This is a genomic window from Bacillus niameyensis (genome assembly GCF_001375535.1).
GTDB lineage: Bacteria > Bacillota > Bacilli > Bacillales > Bacillaceae_C > Lederbergia > Lederbergia niameyensis.
The window spans coordinates 1814667-1834616 of record NZ_LN831197.1 but is presented as its reverse complement, the minus strand read 5'-3'; the positions used below and the strand labels follow the sequence as shown (position 1 = coordinate 1834616).

Genomic DNA, 19950 nt, shown 5'->3' with positions numbered 1-19950 from the left:
GATAATAATAAAGTGACATTGTATAGTAGGGATGTCACTTTATTATTTAATTGGAGAGCAAGTTAGTTGTATGTTTTATCAAACAGAGAGACCTCGTTAGGTTTTGTAATTAGCTATCAATTTATATGATCAGTGAATATTGTCATCTCTCTCATAATAAAATACACTATTAGAAATAGCACAGTGTGTGGGGATAATATATGAGACTATTAATTTTTATTGTAAATAGACAAGCAGGAAATGGCAGAGCATTGAAGATATGGAATCAGATTAAAAATGAACTTGAGAATAAGAATGTAAATTATCGATCTTTCAATACGGAGTACCCTTTGCACGCAGAAGGATTAGCAAGGCAAATCTGTTCATTGTATAAAGATAAAATCGAAACTATTGTTGCAGTAGGTGGAGACGGAACGATCCATGAGGTTGTAAATGGGATGGTTGATTATCCAAATATAAAAGTTGGATATATCCCTGCAGGTTCAGGAAATGATTTTTCACGTGGTTTTCATGTGCCAAAGTCTCCGCTAGAAGCTTTATCCTTCGTTTTAAAACAAAACAGAGGGAAGTTTTATGATATCGGCAAGTATGCGGTGAACGGTTCGAAAAATAAATATTTTGTCAACAGCTTAGGCGCAGGGTTTGATGCAGCGGTTTCTAAGTTAACGAACAAGTCAAAAATGAAAAAATGGTTGAATAAGATTGGATTGGGCTCACTTATCTATATTGGTGCAGTCATTCGTCTTCTTTTTACGTATCGTTTAACAAACATTACGATGATAGTTGATGGGATAACATACAGGTACGATAAAGTGTGGTTTGCTACAGTCTCCAATCAGCCCTTTTATGGAGGAGGTATGAAAATAGCGCCTAAAGCGAGCATGACAGACGGTCTTCTTGATATTACCGTTGTCCATAACCTCTCTAGAATAAAGCTATTATTCGTATTTGGTACTGTGTTTTTTGGAAAGCATACCGGATTTAAAGAGGTTGTTCAACACAAGGGGAGGACAATTTCCATAGAATCCGAGGATAAGATGTTTGTCCATGCAGACGGAGAACAAATTGGTCAAATTCCTTTAAAGGCTGAGGTGCAACATCGGAAAATTTCTTTTGTGTAAGGCGATCATGTCGGGAAAAGATAGAAAAAAATGCACTAAAGCCCGACGGTTGCAGTGCATTTCTGTTTATAGGTCGTTATGATCATCCGTTTGCCTTTTATCTTAATTGTTTGTAGACCCGCTACTAGCCCTGAGTTTAAACTCAGTATTTGACCCTTAAACTTAGCATTTCTCATTGCCGTAATGGCTCATTTAATGCAACCAGTGAGCTGGTTTTTCTAAGTGATTTGGTATTTTCGTATGGATATTACCTTTAGCTGAATTTATTTGCGATTGTGTTAGAAAAATGGCCCCTGTTAAGTTAGCATTACTTAGGTCAGCATCTCTGAGATCAGCTCCAATAAAGTCAGCTTTTCTTAAATCAGCATGACTTAGATTAGCTGCTATCATTAGTGTTCCCCGAAAACTACTCCCTTGTAAATTTGCCCCTTTAAGATTTGCTCCTATGTAATCAAAACCATTCTTTTTCCTCTTGCTTTTCTTATTTTTATTTACGTCTTCACGAAACACTTCACTAGATTTAAGTAATAAAACATTAACTTTACTTCTATGTGCCCCAATGTCCAATTTTAAAATTTCCGCAGGGATTTTATCCGTTAATTGTAATGTTTCTTCATAAATACTTTGCAGACTTGAATGGAATGACTGTGTTTCCTTTAGGCTTAAAGCTTGATTGAGATACCAAAGCATTTCATGGAGTTGTTGAACGAGCGGAAATATCGCAAACATTTCTACGGCACTTTCTGAGTTATTTCGCCAATCTTCACCATTATAAATAGTTTGCGAAACATGTTGTCCTGCGCCAAAACATTCATAAGAAACACAACCCCGAAACCCTTGTTCTCTCAATTGGTCATGTATATTACAGCGATTATCTTGGCATAAATTTCGGCAAGGTGTTCCACCGTCCTTATTGAATGGAAAATCTGCTGATTTAGCATATGGCAAGGCCACACAACACAATCCAAAACAAATATGACAATCAGATTTTAAATAATTATTCATTAATAAGACACTTCCGTATTTTCTTAGAGTTATTTCAATTATAGAGGATAGCCTTTTTATTGAATAGAGCACAATTTCGATATATTAGCATGGAGTTTAGAAATTCCTAAGCTCTCTTGATAATTTCGTTTAAGGTAATGAGAATTTTAGACACATAAATGAACGTGGTCATTTAAAAGAAGGTTGAAATTCAATGCCTATTTTTCTAACTTCAAAAAAAATAGAGCAATTGATGCCCTATTTTTAGATGATGCAAAATAAGTCAATATTATTTATTTTTATTGGGCTTTTTTAATTCCTTTATTTCCTTTTCCATGCGATCTAATTGTTCCATAATTGGCTGTAAAGCCTCCTGGAGCATTACTTTCAATCGATCTGCTTTCTCATTTTCCATTGTCTTATACCTCCTAAATAGTAAGTTCAAATAGTAACTTATCATGAAAATGTAAAGCTATGTTGTAGAGTGAATGGGGGGCATTATTTTACTGATGTTAATCTCTTAGAACACAATCATCCCTCCGCATTATTATGTCACTTTGAGTCTTTTTCATTAAATGATTTAATGGCTAATATCGGGCACGGATTAATCAAATTTTAATGGGACATTTCCACCATTAAATAGACTAATTTATTTTTTTATGATAAAGTTTGATTGATCAAACAAATAATAAATTGATTGATCAATCAGTTATTCTGATTGGAGTGTTTTGTATGAGTAAAGCTGTAGGAAATATCGAGAATGACGGAAAAGGGAAACAATCATTCATCGCTGAAGCCAGGCGAGAGCAAATTATTGAAGCAGCAATCCAGACACTTGATGAACTAGGGTATGTGAAAACGAGCCTTTCTCAAATAGCGAAAAGGGCAGGTATTAGTACAGCATTAATTTCTTATCATTTCTCGGATAAAAATGATTTGATGAATCATTTATTAATGAGTCTGCTTAATAGCTCGACTACTTATATTTTAGAGCGAGTAAGTAAAGAAGATACACCACAGAAAAAGTTAAGAACATTTATTATGGCAAGTCTAGCCTATCAAGGTACTCATCATTCACGAAACATAGCATTAATTGAAATTATATTTAATGCAAGAACACCTGAAAATATACCTTATTACAAATTAGCGGATGAAGAAGAGGAAGATCCGATTATGGATGAACTTTGCCAAATCTTAAAAGATGGTCAAGCTAAAGGGGAATTTAGAGAGTTTCATATTGATGTAATGGCTAACATGATTCAAGGCGCAATCGGTGAATATATGCTGAACGCTTCCATTACTAAAAAGGTTGATCTAGAAACATATAGTGAAGAACTCATAGAAATTGTTGGTAGGGCAATCAGATAGTAAACAAATTTTATCCAAAAAGACGATTTATTAAAGGATGGTAATTATGACACCTTTTCAGCATGACCAAAAAACAGTTGTAGGATATTCCAATTCAACAGGGATCCTGCTATATGGCGGATTTGGAATAGTAGGGCTTATCCTTGGATATTTTCTGCCCCGAATCGCTACTTGGGCAATATCATTGCCTTGGTTTCCTTTCGAAGGATTAATAAAGCTTATCAATACATTCAACGGATTCTGGCTTCAAGTTACTTTACCAGTGCTTGGATTGATAGCTGGCCTCATTTTAGCGGCTATGACAATTAGCGAATTGCTAATCGTAACTATTACCAATGAGGAGGTTTCCCTTAAAAGAGGGGAGGATATACAGACAATCGCATTGAAAGACATAGCTATGGTGTTTCTTGATGGTAAAGAGCTTGTAATCCTAGGAAAATCAGGTTATGAACTTGCTAGGGAATTAACAGATGAATCGGCAAAGAAAATAGTTAATGTTTTTAAGGACTATGATTACCCATGGTCCTCGGATGGAGACCCATTTAAAGATGATTATCGCCGTTGGGTTCTGGATACACCAGATATATCTCCGGCTGCCAATGCTTTACTAAAGGCACGAGAAATTGCATTGCAAAAAAAGGAAAAAAACGATATAAAAGATCTTCGCAAAGAACTCGCTAAAGTTGGCTACATCGTACGTGATGAGGAAACTCGTCAATACTTTAGGAAGATAGAAGTATAAAGAAATCATAGGCTAAAGAAGGCAAAAACAATAAAACTAAGGCGAAAGTATCAGTGGGAATAAAAGAACCTTCTACTAATAGAAACATGTGATGGGTAATAGGGGGAAACTACGTATTAAATAGATCATATTTCATAACTTAAATATACTCTCGGAATTCCGAGGGACAAATTTGCTGAATTTTCAAAGGCCTATTGGGAATTGTGATTAATTGAAGATTTGGTATTCATTATTAAATTTTTTTCAAAAATAGACATGCAAAAGAATCCTCACATATGTATTTTTTTAAAAGGTTGTTTGTAAACATTACTGCTTACCAAGATAGTGCTTGGTTGATTTCCGCTACAGTTGCTCGCTTTCCGCGGGGCGGGTGGTGAGCCTCCTCGGCGTAAACGCCTGTGGGGTCTCACCTGTCCCGCAGATCCCGCAGGAGTCTCGCACTTTCGCTTCAATCAACCTTTAATGGTTTTTGTTTTAAATGCAACAAACCCTTGGATAAGGTCTTTTAAAAAGATTGGGCCATTGAAGATAAAATTTGACCGTTAAGGAAGGATAGTTCATCTTTTTGATTGGTATACCAGGCATCAATGTGTTGGCACATCATAATGGTGTAAGTCCGTATGTACCACATCTTTGTAGAGCGATGCCGTCCAAATTCTAAGTGATAATCGACTTTTTCTCGTTTGTTAGAACGTTCTACCGATGTTCTTCCTTTATAAATGAGGAGCTTCCACTTTTTAGAAGTTCTAGGAGTCTTAGTAAAAAGTCGAAGAATATCTTTCCTAAAAGTATGGAATGTTCTTCCGTATTCGGCAGTAGAGCATGGGCTTTTACACGTATTTTTTGTACTACAAGCTAATGAAATTAAGAACAAAATTTCATTGAATGAATAACAAACTTAAGTACATGTGCAAAAGACTATCTTAGTTGATTGGAGTGGAAGGCGGCGACTCCTGGGGGATCAGCGTGACAGGTGAGACCCCGGAGGGCGCGAAGCGACCGAGGAGGCTCACCGCACGCCCCCCGGAAAGCGTCCGCCTGGAACGGAAATCAACGGTAGCTAGTTCTTACGTTGTATGTAAATTATTATCGGTTCAATATAGAACGGGTAATTTTACTAATAAAAAGTCAAATATCCCCCTATTAAATAGGAGGGGAAATAAAAAAACGGTACTAGAAAACCTTGTACCATCTGACTCGGTGAATGCCGAGAGTCTATTTAACAGTGTGGAGGGCCAGCAACTGGTCCTTCTTTTATTACATATAGGTACGGAAAAATGGGTATTTATTCTGTTGACAGATACGGGTGTATTTTTGAGATACTTATAGTCTGTTAAACAAGATGTTTAATTGGAGTTCAAGTGAATGGCATTTTAAGAAATGGAGTTGAAGACATGGTCGCAAAAGGGAAATGGATGATTGGATTCATTATTCTGATTGCATTAATGAGTGGATGTACTAACACAAATAAAAGTGATGGATCTAAAGCATCTAAGCAAGAGGATAATATAAAACAATTAACATTTGACGATTATACAGAAGAAGCAGTAAGGTTACGTTCGGAATTTACTACAGCTATTCAAGCATTTGGGGAAGTTCGGCAAAGTGCGAATAATAACGATAAAGAATGGACTAAGCAATCCATTGAAAAAATCAATGCAATTCGCGAAGTTTTGAATGAATTTGGCACAATTGCTCCTCCAGATGAGAATAAAGAAATGGGTGAAGCAATTTCGATAGCTTTGAATGAGTATCATAAAGGAATGGATCTATTTGAAGAAGCCACTTATAAAAGGGATGGAGAAATCGATAAGAAAGCTTTAGAACATCTTCAAAAAGGGCAGGATTACTGGAATTATTCGTTCCGTTTACTCTCAATTGATAATCCAATCCCAGTTGAGGGCAGCGACGGAACAATCGATTCACAGGATTTAAAAGATTTGGACTTGAATGCAGGTATTGATCGTGACAGTGTTCTTCTCAATGTATCTAAAGAGGGCAAAGAATTAGTTGGTCATTGGGGATTTATAAATGATGATGGAACACATAACGTCAGTATTGTTTTACATGAAGATGGAAGCTATGAAGGCTATGGAAACGGAGAATTCCCAAATAAGGATAATGCGTATGAAGGAACTTGGGAATGGAACTATATTAGGGGGACCCTTACTTTCCACCATGATGTCCTATATAAAAACGGTGAAAAGCTTAACGAAGGTGAGTTTCGTAAGCAAATGCCAATGGAGCTGCAACGATATGATGAGAGCGGTATACAACTCTTTGACTTAGAATCTATGGCAACTTTTGCATATCAAAAATTTGATGATAAAGTGGTAGAAGAGTAAAAAGCTAACTAACCCGAATTAGGAGTTGTTTAAACAGCTCCTTTTAACTTGTAAAAGTGAACTATTTAAGAAATAACAGGGGATTATTCGTTTAAATCTGATGTGACTACCCTTTGACATTTCTGAACAGACAGTCTACAATAAAATTGAATTTATAGTATTAAGGAGGATTATTAAAAAATGACACATGCAATGAGACTACGTTTCCCAACTTTGAACCAGTAATTGAATACGGTCAAAGGCTCTGTTTTTGGTAGACAGAGTAAACGGGATTAGTCTGTCCTTTTTTAATAATCTTCATTTCATATTTGATACATCCAATATACTTATATATTGCGATGTTCTTCTGTAAAAATATGTCATGCTTAGAAAGGCGGCTCGTTCTGCCTTTCTTTATTTTTGTTTATTTTCCCTTTTTTGTTCTCTGAACGAGGACTATTTGTTGACGGCTCTGAGCGGCCTCCAAAATAAGGATCAGGCTCTTTCCCTTTACTCTAAGTCACAGGCAGACGCTTGTGACTTTTTTGTTATGGAAAGGAGAAGAAAAACAATGGAAAAAGTATGTATTGAATTGGAAAATATTGAACTTTCTTTTTTAGATAAAATGGTTCTAAACATCCCGCGGCTCGCCGTACATCAGTTTGATCGGATCGGTATTGTTGGAAAGAATGGAGCGGGAAAGAGCACGCTGTTAAAACTAATGGCTGGCTTAATTCAGCCAGATCAAGGATATGTCAGAAGTTTTATAGAAACAGGCTATTTTGATCAATTAAATGCACCAACGCAAAAGGATGTGGATTACGACCTAAGGGGAAAATTGTCAATCCCAGAAACGGAAATAAAAAACTTTAGCGGCGGTGAGCAAACAAGATTAAAGTTAGCACAAATTTTCTCGACCTACTATGAAGGCTTATTCATTGATGAGCCTACTACTCATCTAGACGCAGAGGGTATCCAGTTTTTTATTGAGGAATTAACATACTACTACGGTGCGCTCATTCTCGTCAGTCATGATCGATATGTATTAGATCAATTGGTGACGAAAATTTGGGAAGTAGAAGAGGGACATATTACGGAATATACAGGGAATTATTCAGATTATGTCGCGCAAAAAGAACTTCAGAAGAAGCAACAACAGGAACAGCATGATAAGTATGTTAAAGAGAAAACACGACTTATGAAAGCCGCTGATGACAAAATGAAGAAGGCTGCAAAAGTAACAGAGGCAAATGGTCGTATTTCCAAGAAGGAAACAAGAGCAAAGGCAAATAAGATGTTTATGACGAAGTCAAAGGATACTAGTCAAAAGAACATTCAACGAGCAGCCAAAGCGATTGAACAGAGAGTGGAACAACTAGACGTGGTGGAGGCACCGAAAGAGGAGAAAATCATTCGTTTTCACCAGTCTCATGCTCTCCAGTTACACAATAAGTTTCCAATTATGGCTGATCGATTAACGCTAAAAGCAGGAGAAAAGCTTCTCCTAAAAGAAACGAGCTTTCAATTTCCCTTAGGGAAGATTATTGCGATTACAGGAAAGAATGGATCTGGTAAAACGACGTTATTGCGCCACATACTGCAATATGGTGAGGGGATCACAATTTCTCCAAAAGCGGTCATAGGTGCTTATGAACAGATGGATTATCAATTCGTTGCAGATAAAACGGTAATAGGATTGATGAAGGAAAATAGTGATTATGCCGATAGTAAAATCCGTTCAGTTCTCCACTCCATGGGCTTTATAGGAAATGATCTCAAAAAGAATGTTCGGAATTTAAGTGGTGGAGAAGCTATACGACTAGTACTATGTCAGTTGTTTCTAGGAAGATATAATGTGTTAATTTTAGATGAACCTACAAATTTTTTAGATGTCTTTTGTATTGAAGCATTGGAAACTTTCTTAAAAGGATACGAAGGCACTGTTCTGCTTGTATCACATGATCGTACTTTCGTTGATCGTGTAGCAGATTATATTTATGTTATAGATGATCAAAATTTACGATTAGGGAATTAGCGGGAAGGGAATCATCCCTTCCTTAAAGAATATCAATAGGGAAGTAAGCTGTTATATACAAACGGAATAACCAATTTTCAAGTTTCATAATATGATTAAGATAATGACCTTAATTATAATGATAAGCGCGTAGAACAATGAGGCATTCAAAAATTAAGGTTGTATGTAGAAAAAGTAATTAAGGTTTTTAACATGTTTGATAAAAATAAGATGATAAAGGAAAGGGGTCTGAAATTTGACTGTTCGGGGTTTCCTAGTAGTTGTTTGTCTCGTTGCATCACTAATAATCACGGGATGTTTGCCACAAAGTAAAACAAATAGTCCGAAGGATCAATCGAATTTACCAGTAGGCTTGGATAATTTAGAAGGGATGTTCTCAGGTTTTCGAGATGATTTTGGCGGTGACGAATGTGGTGGCATGTGTTGGGATTTTTATACGTTCTTGCCTAAAAATAAAGTATTGATTGGTTTACCAGAAAATGGAGGTCCAGAAACGATTGATTGCAAGCGTGATGAATGTCTAGATTACTCGATTAGCGATGGTCAATTAACCCTGAGTAATGGAGAGTCTTATCCAATCATACTGGAGAATGACACTCTCATTATTAATAAAGTGAAGTTAAATGCAGTCCAGCCAGTGCCAAAAGGAACGACATTGGATAATCATTATACGTATATAGGTTATAGAGGCTTGATTGGAGTTACTGGATCTTCCAGTTCATGGACATACTCCTTATCCCTATATCCAGACGAAACATTTGAACTCTCGGGCGTAACACTTGGAAGCCTTGGAGCAAATACAGGCGTTTCAACCCATACAAGTAGTTCTGGTGACGCAGAAAAGGGCAATTATAAGATTGAAAACAATACGATAACCCTGACATCTAATGATGGTACAGTAACCCCGTTATTATTCTTTATTCATGATTCAGACGTAAATGATATCCAAGTCGGCAACAAAAATTATTATGTAAAAGAGGATTAAGGCAATTGAAAAGAAGGGGGACGTGTAAAATTAGAAACATATCGACAATATTAGCGCTAATCGCAGGGGGAATCTCCATTTGTTTATGGATCGTGTTTAGTTTCTTTAATCCCTATTCAAATACAACGGATGTTGCTCCTGTATTGAATACTTTTTTCATGCTATGTCTCCCTGCCTGTTTAGCGATCATTTCGTCTTTAAATCGTAAAAAAACATTAATGTTGATAGCTTTTATCTGGTCGTTGCCAGTTAGTGTGTATGTAACAATGACCCCGAGCATATTTGCTTTGTTCGGCATAACAAGCCTAGCCTATTTAATTAGTTATATTTTGATGCTTTTGAAGAAGTAATTAACCGTAATATTATGGAGGAATGGTAGTGAGGGAACTCAATAAATCTATTAATAAATTGAGTAGTAACGAGGCTAAGAGCCAATTATTTTATAATGGGTATTTCCATAATTGGATTAATAAAAAAGGCCAAGAGAAGTAAAGGAAGGATCTGAAGCGACTGTTGCAACAGAACTTGTACGTGGTTAATTCTGTTAGAAACTATTCGTAAGAATGTTGTTACGAATAGTTTCTTTATAGTTGAGGGGCTTTCAATAGATGAAAATAATGTTTTTTTACGACGAAATAATCTTTTTTGAAATAGCATTGATCAAGTCACCTCTGCTGAGAACACCAATCACTCGTCCAGCGCCATTTACAACAGGAAGTTTTTTATAATGGTGTCGGGATAATGAACGGATTGCCCATTCAAAATCATCATCAGGTGAAACGAAGAGGAGATTTCTTTTTGTCATTACATCTTTAACTTGTGTATCTAACTTTTCTTTTATTACATCCTCTATTTCTCCAACCTCAATGATATAAACAAGACCAGCAATACCTATAGGCTTTGGAGCTAAATAGCGTAATATATCACCGTCTGAGACCATACCTATTAATTGGCCTTTATCATCAACAACAGGCACACCGCCAATTCGATTAGAAGTGAGTACAAGTAATAAATCTCTAATAGTAGTCGAAGGTTTTACAGTAATAACTTTTGTAATCATAAAGTCTCTAACTTTCAATCTGAATCCCTCACTTAGGTGTAATCGTACACATATTTTAACACGATGACACCTATTCCACTAATTACAATAAGGGAATTTATGAACGTTATTAAACCACTTGAATCAATTCAACTCTGTTACCGAATGGGTCTCTAAACTCAAATCGTTCAAAGCCTTGTATTGGTACGGATTCAATAATGTGGATGTCATTTCTTTCTAAAATACCTCTCCAAAATGATAGATCGTCAACTTGGTAAGCTAAATGAGCTTTTGTTTTTAATCGATCGATACCGTTCTCCGTTCCAATATGCACTTCACTTTCACCGACTTGTAACCAAAAACCTCCACGCCCCTGCAGTGATTTAGGCTTTTCTTTCTCTTGTAAACCAAGAAGCTGGCAATAAAATTTCTTCCCTTCGTCTTCAGCTCCTTTTGGAATTGTAATTTGTGCGTGATGTAACCCGATAATCATAAAATTCCTCCTAACAATTAAGGAAATAGCCACCATCTATATTGTATAGAGGGTTCTTCGATAAGTAAACTCTCCAATTATTATGCCGATTAATAAGTAAAACTTATTGTTTTGTATCTTTTGGGATTTAGTATAATAAGTTTGAAGTAAAATTCTCTATCTATAGTTGAAGCTAAATTAGTATTTTGTAATGAAATTTGGAGGGAAGAAACTATGAGTAATGTCCAGACACTGATCGCAAGACAAAGAAGCTTTTTTAATTCTGGAGAGACAAAGCCAGTTTCCTATCGAATAGAAGCCCTTCAAAAGCTAAGAAATGGAATTAAAGAAAACGAAGAAAAGTTGATGGTTGCGTTAAAAGCGGATTTAAATAAGTCAGAATTTGAATCCTACACGACAGAAATTGGGATTGTATTGGAAGAAATTCGCTTTATTCAAAAGCATTTACGATCTTGGTGTAAGCCGAAAAAAGTAAAGACACCCATCACTCATATTGGTTCTAAAGGGTTCATTTATCCAGAACCTTACGGAGTGACACTTATTATAGCTCCATGGAATTATCCATTCCAATTGGCAATCGCACCATTGATTGGAGCAATTGCGGCGGGAAATTGCGCGATTATTAAACCTTCGGAGTATACTCCTAACACATCCGAGGTTCTTACAAGATTAATGACTGATATTTTCCCAAAAGAATTAGTTTCAGTGGTTCAAGGAGGAATAGAAACGAGTGAGGCTCTGCTTGAGGAGAAATTCGATTATATATTTTTTACTGGTAGTGTTTCGGTTGGAAAAGTGATTATGAAAGGGGCGGCTAAACATTTAACTCCGATTACTTTAGAACTAGGAGGCAAAAGCCCTTGCATTGTTCATAAAGATGCAAATCTAAAACTAGCTGCGAAAAGAATTGCCTGGGGGAAATTTATGAATGCAGGTCAAACTTGTGTAGCTCCAGACTATTTGTTTATTCATAGCAGTGTACGTGATGAATTTTTGCATGAGTTATCCCTCATGGTAAAAGCATTGTATGGGGAAGAACCATTAAAGAATCCTCACTATACTCATATTGTTAGTATGAAGCATTATGAACGTTTAGTATCTTTCCTTAAGGATGGTGAAATTGCATTTGGGGGATCAGCAAATGATGAGAATTTAGCAATCGAGCCAACCGTTTTAACTGGCATTAATTGGAATGACTCCGTTATGACGGATGAAATATTTGGACCAATCCTTCCTGTACTTGAATACGATGAATTGTCCGTGGTGATCGACGGTATCAAACGCCACCCTAATCCGCTTGCTCTTTATCTTTTTTCAAAGGATCAACGTATTCAAGATAAGGTTATGACGGATATATCATTCGGTGGGGGTTGTATCAATGACACGGTTTACCACCTTTCATCTCCTTATTTACCTTTTGGCGGCGTTGGCAGCAGCGGCATGGGGAACTACCATGGTAAAGGAAGTTTTGACACATTTTCACACCAAAAAAGTATTTTAAAACAAACGACTCGATTTGACTTGCCTTTTAGATACCCGAATTTGAAAAATGGCTTGAAGAAAATAAAGTTGTTCCTAAAATAGAAAAGGCTAAGGAATTAAATAGATTAGTTTTGACCGGGTCTAGGCACCGGTCTTTTAAAATTTCGAAATATGATCCTAGCTTTCTGGATACTTTGGTATAATTGGTTTATTCAGATCCATTTGGATACAGAAAATAAATTTTGAAAAGGAAGTAGGTAGGTTTTACAATGATAGAGAAAAATCCAATTACTAAGTAACATCGGTTTTAACCTTGAAATAAAAGCTTTTGTTGTTTTGTTAATCCCGCATTCACCCTGTACCAAGTACCCCTTAACACACCGTTTATCTTTCCAGCGCAAATATATTCCATTATCAATCGCCTAAGTGCACATTTTAAAAATTAAATCAAAAACATAAGGCGCTCGCCGATAAGTTACTATCTTTAAACATAGAGGATTCTCCCTTGGAAGAAACCCCCGCGTATATTTTCAATTCTTTGCAAAAGGGATTGAACTGTAAAAGTTGTCAATCACTTTCCATGGTAATAACAGGTAGGGGATGTATTTGTCTGGATTGTGGCAAGAAGGATAGTGTGGATGAAGCTGTGTTACATAGTGTTCGTTCATATAAGCTATTATTTCCTGAGGAGAAGGTAACGACAAGACGGATTCAGGAGTGGTGTGGGTTTATCGTTGGAAGAAAGACGATAATAAGAATATTAGATAGGCATTTTAAAAAGATTAGATTACAAGGTGGACTTATTTTGTGTAGTGTTCCAAAGATAGGGAGACATTAGAATAGGACTTGAAAATAACCTTCAAGTCCTATTCTAATGAAAAAACTGGATACTGGGGACCTGATCCTGCACCCTCCCTCACGTCCCGAACTCGCGGAAAAGTCGCGACGATGGGTCATGATGGCGACTCTCATGTCCCGAACTCGCGGAAAAGTCGCGTTGATGGGTCATGATGGCGACTCTCACGTCCCGAACTCGCGGAAAAGCCGCGTTGATGGGTCATGATGGCGACTCTCACGTCCCGAACTCGCGGAAAAGTCGCGTTGATGGGTCATGATGGCGACCCTCACGTCCCGAACTCGCAGAAAAGTCTTGTCAATGGTCCATGATAGAGTCTCTCACGTCCCATTCCGAAGGTAAAACTATATCATCGGGACTTGACTTTTCAGGTGCGTTTTTACGTGAAAAAGTCACCCAAAAGTGCCACGATCCCGGTTATCATGGCGGATTTGCGAGGAAAACCCATGCCGAAGTGCCATGATCCCGGTTCTAATGGCAGATTTACGTGAAAAAGTCACCTCAAAGTGCACAAGTAACGTTCCTAACGTTTCCACGCTCATAAAAAAATAAATTACTACTTTACATTTTATTCAATTGAGTATAGAATTCCTATATACCTAAAAATGCTAGGTAGGTGATAATGTGTTTAATCGAGAATTGGTAAAAGGAAGTACATCGCTTTTACTGCTCCAATTATTAGATGAGCGAGATATGTACGGATATGAGCTTGTCAAAGTGTTGGAAATGCGCAGTAGTAATGGGATTTCTTTTAAGGAAGGTACTCTCTATCCAGCGTTACATAAACTTGAAAAACAGGGATATATTGAGTGCTATTGGCAAGAACAAGAAAAGGGTCCAGCTAGGAAGTATTATCAAATTACGGATGAAGGAAGAGAAATGCTTCTAGAAAAAACAGATGAATGGCATAGCTTTGTTTCGGTCATGAACAAGGTAATAGGGAGAAAAAAGCATGGAACGGCTGAAGAATGAGTTTTTGGAAGAACTTGCAAAAAATCTCGTGAATCATCGTGAAAAAGAATCAATATTAAAGGAATATGAGACTCATCTTGATGAATTCCTCTTCAGCCAAATCGAGTTGGTTAAGGACAATCAAATTAGGGAAGAACTTTATTCAAGGTTAGGCACACCAGCGGAAATTGCTGCTATCTGGAACGAAGAACTTTCTGTTACACCTAGCAATATGAAGTGGCTGTTTGTTGCTGTCAATATTTTGTTTTTCGGTGGAGGTTCCATTCTAACTCTAGCCCATAATTTGTTTGATTGGACTTGGCTTACAAATATATGGGATATACTGACATCCTTCCCGATTATTATTGCATGTGTTTATTTGTTTTTTTGGGTTCTGCTTGGTTATGAAATTGGTAGGAGCTTTGGGCATAGTGGTAAAAAGTTGCTAAAAGCAACTTTTCTTTTGGCAATAATTCCTGATGTCATACTTATGGTTTTAACTGTTTTTCATATTATTCCGCATAAATGGTTTCATCCTTTATTAACCGAAAATTTTATCGCACTTTGCATTCTCTTTATGCTACTTTTATATCCGGTTTGCTTAATTAGTTATAAATGGGGGAAAAGAGCTTCTGTTTAAGCTTTTTTTTAAACATATACATAGAATATCTATGTAGGTAGAAATCCTATAGTGGAGGTTTATTATGGATTTGAAAATCGAGAAAATTGACTGGTTGTTTATATTTATGAGTTTGATTGTTGGGATTATGGCAGAGGAATCATTTTTTCGAGGGCAAATTGGCATTTCCTATATTGCCTTTGTTGTCGTGCTTTATTCCATTGTCTTCTATAGGTTTCGGTCCAATACGTTTTCACATCAAAGGTTCGGATATTTAGTGTTAATTTGTATATGGCTCTTGGCAATTAGTTACTATTTGTTCGATACAGAACTATTTCACGTTTTAAATATAATTGCCATTCCTGCATTGGTTATCTTTCACCTTACATTAATCACCTCACCGCAAAAAACAGCCTGGAATAATTTGAGTTTTATTTTTCATGCTGTGCGGCGTCTTTTTGGAGGTATCGGCTATAGTGGAAGATTTATAAAATATCTTACATCTCGTATGAAACAACGAACGAATAAAAAACATTATGATGTTTGGATGAAAGTCCTGATCGGTGTCATTATCTCAGTGCCAATTTTGTTCATCATCCTTACATTATTAATCTCGGCAGATTCACAATTTGAAAGACTAATTGGTAATATCCCGACCTTACTTACTGTAAGAGCAGACTATATTATTCGCTTTTTCATTATTTTATTTTCAGCATTTATTTTCTTTGGATTTATGGAAGTTCTTTCAAGGAAGAAAGCATATCATATTCAAGAAAATGCTAAGCCAATCGTAATGGATGGAATCATTACACTTACTATATTAGTTCTACTTGATTTGGTCTATCTTTTGTTTGTCGTTGTTCAATTTAAGTATTTTTTCAGTGGTACATTAGAGGGTGATTTTACCTATGCGGAATACGCAAGACGTGGTTTTTTTGAATTGTTATTTGCCACTTTAATCAATCTTTCTGTAACAACAGCTGTTATACAGTTTACGAAAAATGTTCAAGGAGCTTTGAAAAAAGTTATCAGTACTGCATTAACGATTCTCGTGTTATCGAGTGGAGTTTTACTTATATCAGCTTTCATGCGTCTAACAATGTATGAGAACGCATATGGCTTCACTATCACACGTGTTTTGGCACACTCATTTATGATTTTTTTGATGATTATTTTTGCTTATACTCTTCTTAAAATATGGTTAGAGAAGCTTTCATTATTCCATTTCTATTTCATCGCATCACTTATTTATTACGTAGGAATGAATGTTGTAAATCTCAATAAAATTGTCGTTGATCAAAATATCAATCGATTCGAACAAACGGGAAAAATTGACGTCCATTATTTAAATAGCTTATCTGCGACAGGCGTTATCGGTTTAATTGACCTTTATGAAATCGACCCTCATGTTCCAGAATTAGAAGAAGTGTTAAAACAAAGGAAAGAGGACAGAAGCTTTATAAAAGGCGATACGTGGCAATCAGAAAATTTCATCAGAAACAAAGCTTATGAAAGGTTGTCTGATTTGAAATTTAAATAATCGTAGCGAATGTTTTATGAAATACACATTGTACTTGCGGTCGTATAGCGATCAGAAGTGGATTGAATAATAGGGCCTTATTGATAGCATAAAAACCTAAAAAGAGGTGAAATACCATTAAAGTTGCAAATTGTATTAATCATATCGCCATTATTCCTGATGGGAATAGAAGATGGGCGCGGAAAAAAGGTATTTTTTCTGAATTATCTATATATGAAAAGGGAGCAGCTAATTTTAATACTATAACTACTCATTTGTTTGAATTGGGTATACAAAATGTAACCTTCTGGATAAGTTCTATAACTAATTTATGCGATAGATCTGCTAATTTAGTCAAGGCTACTAATAAACTTTATGCCAAGAAGTTTAATGAACTTTTAAATGATCCTTCATTAATGGAGAATGAGATTAAAGTAAAGGTTTATGGACGTTGGAGAGAAATGCTAGATGACAATACGGCAAGGATCGTCGAGAAAATTATCCAAAAAACCTCTGATAATAAAAAAGCAACTCTTACGTTGCTTGTAGCATATGATGGTAAGGTTGAAAGAGGTGAAGCGGTATTATCATTATTAAATGATCAAAAGTTAAATAGAAGTATGGCAATTAAAGATGCTATGGAGGCTGAAGGATTATTGCGTAGTTATGCTTGGACAGGGAATTTACCTGAGGTTGACTTAATCATACGTACAGGATCTTTTAAAGATCCTCATAATTCCGCTGACTTTTTATCATTTTTGACTGGAAACACACAGTTTGTCTTTCCAGAAATATATTGGCCAGATTTTAATTTAGCGTTTTTACAAGAATCTTTAAATGACTTTTTAAATAGAGAAAGGCGCAAGGGTAAATAAGGGTTTTATGATATTCGTGACAGCTTCGGGTTCTGTCCCCCCAGTACGATAAAACTTAGGGGATAGATCCCGTTTTTTCTAAAATAAATTATTAAATTTCCTAACTAAGTTTATCCATTGATGAAAAATTGTTTCTATCAGGGATAAATCTCCCAAAAGAATTCCTTTCCCCAATGACTCGAATGAAACACTGAGACCAACAGTAAACCACTCCAGTAAATGTGCTGTTTAATTGATTATTTTTCTGTATAATTACATAGAGGTTAAGTTGTAATGAATGGTTTACTTTTCAAACGGTGGTGATAAAAATAAAAACGTTTGCTTTATATGTTTTTGGATTTATTCGATTTGTTATTTTGATTATATCGATTTTTATAAGTATATGGTTCTTCGTAGTATCTGTCTTTTCAGCGATTGTCGCAATAGGAGGGAACCAACAAGATTGGATTTACGCATTTACGCAATATCTGTACTTTCTTGCGTGTTCTTTATCGGTAGGTTTGATGAATGAAATAGAAAATAAAATAAATAAAGAGGATTATGATTTAACCTCAAATATTTGGGTTTTTGATTGGTATTTACTTTTCCTAATAGCTCATTACGAATTGCCAAAAAAGATGATAAGGAAAATGATAATGAAATAAGAGGCTTAGTATTAAAAAGTTAGGAATAAGAGCGGGGAATGCATATTTAGTATGTCAACACTGGTATTGCTACGGATTCAAAGATTTGCATCCTATTTTTTCTTATAGGCTTTAGAGGGAAGGGGAAAACTATACTGTTAAAGGCTGATGCCTGCATTCGAAAATAAGCTTTTAAATAACAATGAAAACATAATTATCGTAAAATCGACTCTTTTTTTATCAAAATAATACATATTTTAATTACGAAATAATAGTGATACACTATAGTAATAAGATTATTATTCATCCAGAAAAGGTGTGTGTCAAGCAGCGCTCGTTTGGAAGTGAGAGCGCCTACATCCTTTCTGCAAAACTTAGGGTAGTAAGGAAGGTAGAAAATGAGTAACAGACAAACGAAATCAGATGTTATCTTAATTGGTGCCGGAATTATGAGTGCAACTTTAGGGACACTTTTGAAGGAGCTCGTACCAGACTGGGAGATTAAAGTATTTGAGAAGCTCGAGCAACCAGGTGAAGAAAGCTCGAACGAATGGAATAATGCGGGAACGGGCCATTCAGCACTTTGTGAGTTAAACTATACACCTGAAAAAAATGACGGCTCTATCGATATTAGTAAAGCAGTAAAAGTAAATGAACAATTCCAGCTTTCTAGGCAGTTTTGGTCTTATCTTGTAAATAGTAATCTAATTCAGAATCCGAATGAGTTCATTATGCCAATTCCTCACATGAGTTTAGTAGAAGGGGAGGAAAATGTATCATTTTTGAAAAAGCGTTTTGAAGCATTAGCTAATAACCCTCTGTTCCAAGGGATGGAATTTTCAGATGATCCTGAAAAGCTGAAGAAATGGATTCCGTTAATTATGGAAGGGCGTACAACGACTGAACCGATCGCAGCAACAAAAATTGATTCCGGAACGGATGTTAACTTTGGTGCTTTAACACGTATGTTATTTGAACATTTAAAGAGTAATAACGTAGAGGTTCATTACAAGCATAGTGTTAAAAATATGAAACGAACTGAAGATGGCTCATGGGAGTTAAAAGTACGAAATCTCGATAACGGAGAAGTAGAACACCACACAGCTAAATTCGTCTTTATTGGTGCTGGCGGTGGAAGTTTGCCTTTATTACAAAAGACCGGGATTCCAGAGTCCAAACATATTGGGGGCTTCCCCGTAAGCGGATTATTTTTAGTATGTAATAATCCAGAAATTGCTCAGGAACATCATGGAAAAGTATACGGTAAAGCAAAGGTTGGAGCCCCTCCAATGTCTGTTCCACATTTAGATACAAGGTATATCGACAATAAAAAGGCATTGTTGTTTGGGCCATTTGCAGGCTTTTCACCTAAATTTTTAAAAACAGGTTCGATTTTTGATTTGATACTTTCTGTGAAACCGAATAACATTCTTACAATGTTGGCTGCAGGTGCGAAAGAGTTATCTCTAACGAAATACCTTATCCAGCAAGTGTTGTTATCGAATGAAAAGCGCATGGATGAATTGCGAGAGTTTATTCCAAACGCAAAAAGTGAAGATTGGAGTATCGTCGTAGCGGGTCAACGTGTGCAAGTTATTAAAGATACAGAGACAGGCGGAAAAGGAACGCTACAATTTGGTACAGAAGTTGTAAGCAGTGCAGATGGATCGATCGCTGCTTTGCTTGGTGCATCTCCGGGTGCATCTACTGCGGTTCATGTAATGCTTGAAGTCATAGAAAAATGTTTCCCGCAATATGTGAAAGAATGGGAACCAAAAATAAAGCAAATGATTCCATCATATGGAATGTCGCTAGCAGAAAATCCAGAATTATTCCAAGATATCTTTACATCAACAGAACAGGCTCTAAGTCTAAAAGAAAAACAACCGGTTCAAGTTGGACAAGGTGTATCATAAAAAGAAGCAAGTGAAGAA

At 36.2% G+C, this 19950-nt stretch carries 19 protein-coding genes; 14 read left to right on the top strand and 5 right to left on the bottom strand.

Going from position 1 to position 19950, the window contains the following annotated elements; genetic code table 11:
* Window positions 1–200: 200 nt before the first annotated feature.
* A complete protein-coding gene (locus tag BN1243_RS08825; protein WP_062106051.1) occupies window positions 201–1121 on the top strand; it encodes a diacylglycerol/lipid kinase family protein in 921 nt (306 codons plus the stop codon).
* A gap of 192 nt (window positions 1122–1313) precedes the next feature.
* On the opposite strand, the gene BN1243_RS08820 is transcribed toward BN1243_RS08825, so the two are convergent.
* Together BN1243_RS08820 and BN1243_RS22845 are read right to left on the bottom strand one after the other, a co-directional pair.
* A complete protein-coding gene (locus tag BN1243_RS08820; RefSeq protein WP_062106049.1) occupies window positions 1314–2126 on the bottom strand; it encodes a pentapeptide repeat-containing protein in 813 nt (270 codons plus the stop codon).
* 268 nt (window positions 2127–2394) lie between these two features.
* Complete coding sequence (locus BN1243_RS22845; RefSeq protein WP_268258066.1) at window positions 2395–2520, bottom strand: hypothetical protein; 126 nt, start codon at window positions 2518–2520, stop codon at window positions 2395–2397.
* Window positions 2521–2837: 317 nt separating this feature from the next.
* On the opposite strand from BN1243_RS22845, the gene BN1243_RS08815 reads away from it, so the two are divergent.
* The 6 genes from BN1243_RS08815 to BN1243_RS08790 all read left to right on the top strand — a co-directional run bounded on the left by BN1243_RS08815 (window position 2838) and on the right by BN1243_RS08790 (window position 9559).
* Window positions 2838–3473, top strand: a complete 636-nt coding sequence (locus BN1243_RS08815) for a TetR/AcrR family transcriptional regulator (RefSeq protein ID WP_062106047.1) — start codon at window positions 2838–2840, stop codon at window positions 3471–3473.
* Window positions 3474–3519: 46 nt separating this feature from the next.
* Window positions 3520–4215 carry a YqeB family protein gene (locus BN1243_RS08810; RefSeq protein ID WP_062106045.1) on the top strand — a complete coding sequence of 232 codons (696 nt, stop codon included), beginning with the start codon at window positions 3520–3522 and terminating at the stop codon, window positions 4213–4215.
* A 1361-nt stretch (window positions 4216–5576) separates the two neighbouring features.
* Window positions 5577–6560 carry a DUF3994 domain-containing protein gene (locus BN1243_RS08800; RefSeq protein ID WP_062106041.1) on the top strand — a complete coding sequence of 328 codons (984 nt, stop codon included), beginning with the start codon at window positions 5577–5579 and terminating at the stop codon, window positions 6558–6560.
* A gap of 180 nt (window positions 6561–6740) precedes the next feature.
* Window positions 6741–6785: an erythromycin resistance leader peptide gene (locus BN1243_RS23035; RefSeq protein WP_142301762.1), complete on the top strand. Its 45-nt coding sequence runs from the start codon at window positions 6741–6743 to the stop codon at window positions 6783–6785.
* Between the two features lie 325 nt (window positions 6786–7110).
* Complete coding sequence (locus BN1243_RS08795) at window positions 7111–8574, top strand: Msr family ABC-F type ribosomal protection protein (RefSeq protein WP_062106040.1); 1464 nt, start codon at window positions 7111–7113, stop codon at window positions 8572–8574.
* A gap of 235 nt (window positions 8575–8809) precedes the next feature.
* Window positions 8810–9559 (top strand): hypothetical protein, encoded by a 750-nt coding sequence (locus tag BN1243_RS08790; protein WP_062106038.1) that lies wholly within the window; start codon window positions 8810–8812, stop codon window positions 9557–9559.
* A gap of 112 nt (window positions 9560–9671) precedes the next feature.
* On the opposite strand, the gene BN1243_RS08785 is transcribed toward BN1243_RS08790, so the two are convergent.
* From BN1243_RS08785 to BN1243_RS08775, 3 genes are all read right to left on the bottom strand, one after another.
* Window positions 9672–9857 carry a hypothetical protein gene (locus tag BN1243_RS08785; RefSeq protein WP_062106036.1) on the bottom strand — a complete coding sequence of 62 codons (186 nt, stop codon included), beginning with the start codon at window positions 9855–9857 and terminating at the stop codon, window positions 9672–9674.
* 327 nt (window positions 9858–10184) lie between these two features.
* Window positions 10185–10637 carry a CBS domain-containing protein gene (locus tag BN1243_RS08780; protein ID WP_062106034.1) on the bottom strand — a complete coding sequence of 151 codons (453 nt, stop codon included), beginning with the start codon at window positions 10635–10637 and terminating at the stop codon, window positions 10185–10187.
* A gap of 91 nt (window positions 10638–10728) precedes the next feature.
* The gene (locus tag BN1243_RS08775) at window positions 10729–11091 is read right to left on the bottom strand and encodes a VOC family protein (RefSeq protein ID WP_062106033.1); all 363 of its coding nucleotides are present in this window, start codon (window positions 11089–11091) and stop codon (window positions 10729–10731) included.
* Window positions 11092–11304: 213 nt separating this feature from the next.
* Here BN1243_RS08775 and BN1243_RS08770 point away from each other — a divergent pair, with 213 nt between their 5' ends.
* The 7 genes from BN1243_RS08770 to BN1243_RS08735 all read left to right on the top strand — a co-directional run bounded on the left by BN1243_RS08770 (window position 11305) and on the right by BN1243_RS08735 (window position 19932).
* Window positions 11305–12675 (top strand): aldehyde dehydrogenase, encoded by a 1371-nt coding sequence (locus tag BN1243_RS08770; protein WP_062106031.1) that lies wholly within the window; start codon window positions 11305–11307, stop codon window positions 12673–12675.
* A gap of 1378 nt (window positions 12676–14053) precedes the next feature.
* Window positions 14054–14401: a PadR family transcriptional regulator gene (locus tag BN1243_RS08760; RefSeq protein ID WP_062106027.1), complete on the top strand. Its 348-nt coding sequence runs from the start codon at window positions 14054–14056 to the stop codon at window positions 14399–14401.
* Window positions 14382–15020 carry an HAAS signaling domain-containing protein gene (locus BN1243_RS08755; protein ID WP_062106026.1) on the top strand — a complete coding sequence of 213 codons (639 nt, stop codon included), beginning with the start codon at window positions 14382–14384 and terminating at the stop codon, window positions 15018–15020. Before BN1243_RS08760 ends, BN1243_RS08755 begins: the two co-directional genes overlap by 20 nt.
* Window positions 15021–15084: 64 nt before the next feature.
* A complete protein-coding gene (locus tag BN1243_RS08750; protein WP_062106024.1) occupies window positions 15085–16539 on the top strand; it encodes a DUF4153 domain-containing protein in 1455 nt (484 codons plus the stop codon).
* Window positions 16540–16655: 116 nt separating this feature from the next.
* Window positions 16656–17393, top strand: coding sequence for an undecaprenyl diphosphate synthase family protein (locus tag BN1243_RS08745; protein ID WP_084781862.1), 738 nt, complete (start codon window positions 16656–16658; stop codon window positions 17391–17393).
* 356 nt (window positions 17394–17749) lie between these two features.
* On the top strand, window positions 17750–18037 hold the full coding sequence (locus BN1243_RS22590; RefSeq protein WP_230200148.1) for a hypothetical protein: 288 nt from the start codon (window positions 17750–17752) through the stop codon (window positions 18035–18037).
* Window positions 18038–18414: 377 nt separating this feature from the next.
* Window positions 18415–19932: a malate:quinone oxidoreductase gene (locus BN1243_RS08735; protein WP_062106020.1), complete on the top strand. Its 1518-nt coding sequence runs from the start codon at window positions 18415–18417 to the stop codon at window positions 19930–19932.
* Window positions 19933–19950 lie beyond the last annotated feature (18 nt).